Origin of the sequence: Nocardia testacea NBRC 100365 (genome assembly GCF_000308775.1) — a bacterium.
Taxonomy (GTDB): domain Bacteria; phylum Actinomycetota; class Actinomycetes; order Mycobacteriales; family Mycobacteriaceae; genus Nocardia; species Nocardia testacea.
Genome location: NZ_BAGJ01000069.1, coordinates 1 through 6666, shown reverse-complemented (window position 1 = coordinate 6666; position 6666 = coordinate 1). Strand labels below are relative to the sequence as shown.

Genomic DNA, 6666 nt, shown 5'->3' with positions numbered 1-6666 from the left:
CGCCGCTCCCGGGCACCGAGGCGGCGGATTCGCGATCCCCGTCCCGGCGCGGGTCGGCCTCGGGGCCCTCGTCGAAGGCGCGCACCGTTTCGGCGGCGGCGACCGCACGCAGTACGGCCATCGCCTTGTTCCGGGATTCGGTGTCCTCGTATTCGGCCTCGGAGTCGGCCACCACTCCCGCACCCGCCTGCACATAGGCGATACCGTCCTTGAGCAGGGCGGTACGGATGGCGATGGCGGTATCGGCGTCACCGGCGAAATCGAGGTAGCCGACCACGCCGCCGTAGACCCCGCGCCGGGTGGGCTCGAGTTCCTCGATCAACTGCATGGCGCGGACCTTGGGCGCCCCGGAGAGCGTGCCCGCCGGGAAACACGCGCGCACCGCGTCCAGGGCGATCTTGCCCGGGGCGAGCCGCCCGGTGACCGTGGAGACCAGGTGCATCACATGGCTGTACCGCTCGACGTGCCGGTATTCGGTGACCCGCACCGTTCCCGGCACACATACCCGGCCCAGATCGTTACGGCCGAGGTCGACCAGCATGAGATGTTCGGCGTTCTCCTTCTCGTCGGCCAGCAGGCCCTTCTCGAGCAGCAGATCGTCCTCCTCGGTGGCGCCGCGCCACCGGGTACCCGCGATCGGATGTGTGGTGGCGACGCCGTCCTGGACCGCAACCAGCGCCTCCGGGCTGGACCCGACGATGGAGAACGCGGTATGGCCGTCCGCGTCCGGGATGTGCAGCAGGAACATGTAGGGGCTCGGGTTGGCCGCGCGCAGCATCCGATACAGATCGATCGGCGCGCCGCCGTAGTCCATCTCGAAGCGCTGCGACAGCACCACCTGGAACGCTTCGCCGGCCTCGATCTCGGAGACCAGGCGACGTACGCCGGCACCGAACTCGTCCGGTGTGCGGGCCCGCCGGAACTGCGGCTCGGGCTGATCGAACACCGAGACCGTGGAGGCGGCGGGCGCGCCGAGCGCGGCGGTCATCCGGTCCAGCCGGGCGACGGCATCGTCGTAGGCCGCGTGCACGTTCTCCGAGGTGCCGTTCCAGTTCACCGCGTTGGCGATCAGGGTGATCGCGCCCTCGTGGTGATCGAACGCGGCCAGGTCCGTGGCCAGCAGCAGCACCATCTCCGGTAGCCGCAGATCGTCGAGGGCCTGCTCGGGCAGCCGTTCCATGCGGCGTACCGCGTCGTAGCCGAGATAACCGACCATCCCGCCGGTCAGCGGCGGCAGCCCGGGCAGCCGTTCGGTACGCAGCAGCTCCAGGGTCTCGCGCAGCGCCGCGAGCGGATCACCGCCCGAGGGCGCGCCCGCCGGGGTGGCGCCGAGCCAGGTGGCGGCGCCGTCCACGGCGGTGAGCGCGGACGGGCTCCCCGCGCCGATGAACGACCAGCGCGACCACGATCGGCCGTTCTCCGCGGATTCGAACAGGAAGGTACCCGCGCGGTCACCGGCCAGTTTGCGGTAGGCCGACAGCGGAGTCTCCGAATCCGCCAGCACCTTCCGGGTCACGGGGACGACCCGGTGTTCGGCGGCGAGTTCGAGGAACTGCTCGCGGGAGGTAGTCGCGGGAGTGGGCGCGCCGTGCATTCGCCCTATCTTTCCAGTTCCGCTCGTAGGCCTCGCGACGCACCCCGCGCGAGGCGCTGTCGCAGGTACTGTCCGGGTATGAAGATCGGCTCGCCCGCCCCCGCGTTCGAACTCCCGGACCAGAGCGGCACGCTCCGCTCCCTGGACTCCCTGCTGGCCGACGGGCCACTCGTCCTGTTCTTCTACCCCGCCGCGAACACACCCGTGTGCACCGCCGAGGCCTGCCATTTCCGCGATCTCACCGCCGAATTCGCCGCGCTCGGCGCGCACTGTGCCGGGATCAGCGCCGACGCGGTGGATGTGCAGGCCGGGTTCGCGGGAGCGCAGCGACTGGAGTATCCGCTGCTCTCCGACGCCGACGGCACGGTCGCCGAGGCATACGGGGTCAAACGCGGCCTGCTGGGCAAACTACTGCCGGTGAAGCGGCATACCTTCGTGATCGGCACCGATCGTCGCGTCCTGACCGTGATCAGCAGTGAACTGCGCGCCGATGTGCACGCGGACAAGGCGCTGGAGTTCCTCCGCGACCGCGCCGACGCCTGATCCACCGCGGGGCCCGCGCGGGCCCTGTGAATGAACTCACCTTCGTTTCCGAGTTGCCACACGACCGAGCGAAGTCGTGGCAAACTCTCCATAGCCGAGCGACCGCTGCCGCAATCGTCGCCGGGGTGGAGAGAAGGCGGACAAGTGACGGATTGGCTGAACCCGGTCGAAGGACGCGCCTGGCGCGCGGTGGTCGCGCTGTTGAACCGCCTGCCGGGGGCTCTGGACACCGACCTGCAGCGAGAATCCGGGGTCACCCATTTCGAGTACTGGGTGCTCACGCTGCTGTCGGAAGCGCCGGACCGGCGGCTACAGATGAGCGAACTCGCCCAGAGAGCTAACTCATCGCTATCACGGCTTTCCCATGTGGTGTCGAAGCTCGAGCGCATGGGATGGGCGACCCGCACGGCGGCCACCGGACGGCGCGGGGTGCTGGCCCTGCTCACCGAGGAAGGTCATCAGAAGGTCGTGGAGGCGGCGCCCGGCTATATGGATGTGGTGCGCCGGCTGGTGTTCGAGGGCCTGGACGCCGAACAGACCGTCGCCCTGGCCGACCTGGGCGAAACCCTCACCACCCATCTGGAAACGGTGCTGGGGCGGTCCGGCCGGCCCACCGCCTCGGACTCCCGGCGCTGACCTACCGCCTACTCTCCGGCCAGCAGTACATCGGTGTCGAAGCACGTATGCGTACCGGTGTGGCAGGCCGCGCCCTCCTGGTCGACGATCAGCAGCACGGTGTCGCCGTCACAGTCCAGGCGCACTTCATGGACGTACTGGGTGTGCCCGGAGGTCTCGCCCTTCACCCAGTACTGCTGCCGGGACCGCGAATAGTAGGTGGCCCGGCGGGTGGCCAGCGTGCGGGCCAGGGCGTTGTCGTCCATCCAGGCCATCATGAGGACCTCACCGGTGGCGCGTTCCTGCGCGACCGCGGCCACCAGCCCCGCCTCGTTGCGTTTGAGCCGGGCCGCGATCGCCGGATCGAGGATCTGATCCATCACCGCACCACCAGGTCCGCCGCGCGCATGGCGTCCTTGACCTGCGCGATGGTGAGGTCGCCGAAGTGGAACACACTCGCGGCCAGTACGGCGTCGGCACCGGCCTGCACGGCCGGGGCGAAATGCTCCACCGCGCCCGCCCCACCGGAGGCGATGACCGGGATCGAGACCGCGGCCCGGACCGCGCCGATCATGCGCAGGTCGAAACCGGCTTTGGTGCCGTCGGCGTCCATCGAATTGAGCAGGATCTCCCCCACTCCGAGTTCGGCGCCGCGGATCGCCCATTCGACCGCGTCGATACCGGTACCCCGGCGCCCGCCGTGCGTGGTGACCTCCCAGCCCGAAGGCGTGGCCGGCTCCCCGTCGGGCACCGTCCGGGCGTCCACCGACAGCACGATGCACTGCGACCCGAATCGCTGCGACATCTCGTGCAGCACCTCGGGTCGCGCGATGGCGGCGGTATTGACCGAGACCTTGTCGGCTCCCGCGCGCAGCAGCCGGTCCACGTCCTCGACGGTGCGGACCCCGCCACCGACGGTGAGCGGGATGAAGATCTGCTCGGCGGTCCGCGTCACCACGTCGAGCATGGTGCCGCGATCGCCGCTGGAGGCGGTGACGTCGAGGAAGGTGAGTTCGTCGGCGCCCTGGGCGTCGTAGGCGGCCGCGAGTTCCACGGGATCGCCGGCATCGCGCAGGTTCTGGAAGTTCACGCCCTTGACCACCCGCCCGGAATCGACGTCCAGGCACGGGATCACACGCGTAGCAAGTGTCATGGGTTCCTCGTCGAAGCTGGTAGATGCGGTCCGCGGTAGCCGCGGCGAAGGCGGACGGATCGCCTCACCGGTTTCCCTCCCCGCCGCGCGGGCCGGCCGTCTCCACCCGGTCGGACACGGGGGTGTACCCGCTGCCCCGGGTCGCGGCGATCATGTCCAGCAGTTCGGCGTGCACACCCGGTGCGGCCGCCAGCACCGAACCGGATTCGATGGTCCAGTCCACACCCTCGAGGTCGGTGACCACACCGCCCGCGCACCGCACCATGAGCGCGCCGGCCGCGTTGTCCCAGGGGTGGTGCCCGAAGACGATCGCACCGCCGAGCGTGCCCTCGGCGGTGAAGGCCAGGTCGATTCCGGTGGAGCCGTGCATCCGCACCCGCGAGGACAGCGCGCTCAGCGCACCGAGCACCCGGTGCCGGAACAGGCCCGGCACCCGGCCGGTGGATTCGATGTTGAACGCGCCGAAACCGATCATCGCCTCGTCGAGTACGGCCGGGGCCAGCGGCGGCTGCGGTTTACCGTCGAGCAGCAGCGGCCCGCCCACGACCGCGGCGTAGCGGCGGCCCAGCGGCGGGAACCAGGCCAGGCCGAGCACCGGCTCCCCGTCGCGGACCAGCGCCAGCAGGGTCCCGGTGAGCGGATGCCCGTTCGAATAATTGAAGGTGCCGTCGATGGGGTCCAGCACCCAGGCGGTACCGCTGGTGAGCGCGGGCCCGCCGAACTCTTCGCCGTGCACGGCGATACCGGTCCGCTCGACGAGTTGCGCGGAGATGGTGCGTTCGAGTTCCAGATCGAGTTCGGTCGCGAAATCGCGCGAGCCCTTGGCCACCGCGCTGGGCGCGCCGCGGCCTTCGAGGAAACGGGCGCTCACGCCGTCGAGGACCTCGGCGGCGGTCGCCAGCAGAGTGCCCAGTTCGCTGTCTGTGCCGGTCATCGGTTCAGGCCCCGATCATCGCGGTTCAACGGACGGCGGCCAGCGCTTCGGGGAGGGTGAACCGGCCCGCGTACAGCGCCTTGCCCACGATCGCCCCCTCCACCCCGTCGTCCACCAGTTCGGCGATCGCGGTGAGGTCGGCGAGGGCCGACACTCCGCCCGAGGCGATCACCGGCGCGTCGGTGGCCATGCACACCTCGCGCAGCAGGTCCAGGTTCGGCCCGGTGAGGGTGCCGTCCTTGGTGACATCGGTGACGACGTAGCGGGAGCAGCCGTCGCGTTCCAGCCGTTCCAGTACCTCCCACAGATCGCCGCCGTCGCTGACCCAGCCGCGGCCGCGGAGCCGGTACTCCCCGTCGACCTTCTGCACATCCAGCCCGACCGCGACCCGCTCGCCGTACTCCGCGATCGCCCGGGCACACCACTGCGGATCCTCGAGCGCGGCGGTGCCCAGGTTGACCCGGGCGCAGCCGGTGGCCATCGCGGCCTTCAGCGATTCGTCGTCGCGGATCCCGCCGGACAGTTCGACGGCCACATCCAGCTCACCGACGACCGCCGCGAGCAGCTCCCGGTTGGATCCCCGGCCGAACGCCGCGTCCAGGTCGACCAGATGGACCCATTCGGCGCCGTCCTCCTGCCATGCCAGGGCCGCGTCGCGGGGCGAACCGTAACTGGTTTCGCTGCCCGCCGCGCCCTGTACCAGGCGCACGGCCTCTCCATTGGCGACATCGACAGCGGGCAGCAGCACAAGACTCACTCGGAACAGCCTAGTAGGTGCGGCCGGGCCCGACCCATCCGCAGTCGGCACCGGACGGGTCCGGAAGCGACAACCGGACGGTAGCCCGGTGTTCGCCCGCCCGGCACGCCCATCGGCGGGACATCGGTACACCGGCGCGACCCCGCGCCCGGCCGCCCGTTAAGGTGACATCACCCACTGGGGCGGTCGAGGTGCCCGCTACACTCGTCCCGAACGCGTGAGTGGTCAAGGACGCGGCATGTCACGATTTCGAGAAGGTTCGGAGTAGGCGCCATCGATACCGGTCAGTTGATCGCGGATCACTACCGCCTGGTCGAGCAGATTGGTAGCGGCGGCACAGGCGTGGTCTGGCGTGCCGTCGACGAGCGTCTGCAGCGGTCGGTGGCGATCAAGCAGATCCACATCAAACCCAGTCTGCCGCCCGCGGAGCGGGATGTGCTCCGCCAGCGCGCGACCCGGGAAGCCCGCAACGCGGCCCGGTTCCAGCATCCGAATGCCATCGTGGTCTTCGATATCACCGAGCACGGCGGCGATCCGTGCCTGGTGATGGAGTACATGAAATCGCGCAGTCTGGCGCAGGTGCTGTCGGCGCAGGGCCCGCTGCCGCTGCCGCAGGTCGCCCGGATCGGCGAACAGGTGGCCTCGGCGCTCATCGCCGCGCATCAGGCCGGCATCGTGCACCGCGACGTGAAACCGGGCAATGTGCTGCTCGACGATCACGGCACGGTGAAGATCACCGATTTCGGCATCTCCCGGGCCACCGGCGATGTCACGCTCACCGAAACGGGCCTGATCTGCGGAACCGCCGCCTATCTCGCGCCGGAGGTGGCGCGCGGCGCCGATCCCACCCCGGCCGCGGATGTCTTCGCCCTGGGCGCCACGCTCTTCCACGCCCTGGAAGGTGAACCGCCGTTCGGCTCCGGCAATCCGCTCAAGGTGCTCTACGCGGCGGCCAACGGCCAGGTGAGCGAACCGCAGAATGCCGGACCCGCCACCGATTTCGTGCTGGACCTGCTGAGCTCGGATCCCCGGGACCGGCCGACCATGCGCGAGGGCGCGGGAGGCACTGG

8 protein-coding genes are annotated in these 6666 nt (G+C 70.1%); 3 read left to right on the top strand and 5 right to left on the bottom strand.

From position 1 onward, the window contains the following. The coding region (locus tag ON38_RS08825) for an anthranilate synthase component I (protein WP_051164525.1) at positions 1 to 1594 on the bottom strand (1594 nt) is incomplete at its 3' end. 78 nt (positions 1595 to 1672) lie between these two features. Between ON38_RS08825 and ON38_RS08820 the strand changes: the two genes are divergently transcribed. Both ON38_RS08820 and ON38_RS08815 read left to right on the top strand, forming a co-directional pair. Continuing rightward, positions 1673 to 2137, top strand: a complete 465-nt coding sequence (locus ON38_RS08820; protein WP_039823894.1) for a peroxiredoxin — start codon at positions 1673 to 1675, stop codon at positions 2135 to 2137. Positions 2138 to 2281: 144 nt separating this feature from the next. Then, the gene (locus ON38_RS08815; RefSeq protein ID WP_039823892.1) at positions 2282 to 2773 is read left to right on the top strand and encodes a MarR family winged helix-turn-helix transcriptional regulator; all 492 of its coding nucleotides are present in this window, start codon (positions 2282 to 2284) and stop codon (positions 2771 to 2773) included. 8 nt (positions 2774 to 2781) lie between these two features. Here ON38_RS08815 and hisI read toward each other — a convergent pair whose 3' ends face one another. The 4 genes from hisI to priA all read right to left on the bottom strand — a co-directional run bounded on the left by hisI (position 2782) and on the right by priA (position 5596). Then, positions 2782 to 3132 (bottom strand): phosphoribosyl-AMP cyclohydrolase, encoded by a 351-nt coding sequence (gene hisI / locus ON38_RS08810; protein WP_039823890.1) that lies wholly within the window; start codon positions 3130 to 3132, stop codon positions 2782 to 2784. Further along, the gene (gene hisF, locus ON38_RS08805) at positions 3132 to 3905 is read right to left on the bottom strand and encodes an imidazole glycerol phosphate synthase subunit HisF (protein WP_039823888.1); all 774 of its coding nucleotides are present in this window, start codon (positions 3903 to 3905) and stop codon (positions 3132 to 3134) included. The genes hisI and hisF overlap by 1 nt, the downstream gene beginning before the upstream one ends. A 64-nt stretch (positions 3906 to 3969) precedes the next feature. Next, positions 3970 to 4839: an inositol monophosphatase family protein gene (locus ON38_RS08800; protein ID WP_051164524.1), complete on the bottom strand. Its 870-nt coding sequence runs from the start codon at positions 4837 to 4839 to the stop codon at positions 3970 to 3972. Between the two features lie 25 nt (positions 4840 to 4864). Then, positions 4865 to 5596 carry a bifunctional 1-(5-phosphoribosyl)-5-((5-phosphoribosylamino)methylideneamino)imidazole-4-carboxamide isomerase/phosphoribosylanthranilate isomerase PriA gene (gene priA, locus ON38_RS08795; protein ID WP_039823886.1) on the bottom strand — a complete coding sequence of 244 codons (732 nt, stop codon included), beginning with the start codon at positions 5594 to 5596 and terminating at the stop codon, positions 4865 to 4867. A gap of 288 nt (positions 5597 to 5884) precedes the next feature. Here priA and ON38_RS08790 point away from each other — a divergent pair. Beyond that, on the top strand, positions 5885 to 6666 hold a 782-nt coding region (locus ON38_RS08790), incomplete at its 3' end, for a serine/threonine-protein kinase (RefSeq protein ID WP_039823885.1).

Bases quoted from the DNA above. Each gene is read 5' to 3' on its own strand.
- ON38_RS08820 (WP_039823894.1), top strand. From the start codon at position 1,673: ATGAAGATCGGCTCGCCCGCCCCCGCGTTCGAACTCCCGGACCAGAGC.
- hisF (WP_039823888.1), bottom strand. From the start codon at position 3,905: ATGACACTTGCTACGCGTGTGATCCCGTGCCTGGACGTCGATTCCGGG.
- ON38_RS08800 (WP_051164524.1), bottom strand. From the start codon at position 4,839: ATGACCGGCACAGACAGCGAACTGGGCACTCTGCTGGCGACCGCCGCC.
- hisI (WP_039823890.1), bottom strand. From the start codon at position 3,132: ATGGATCAGATCCTCGATCCGGCGATCGCGGCCCGGCTCAAACGCAAC.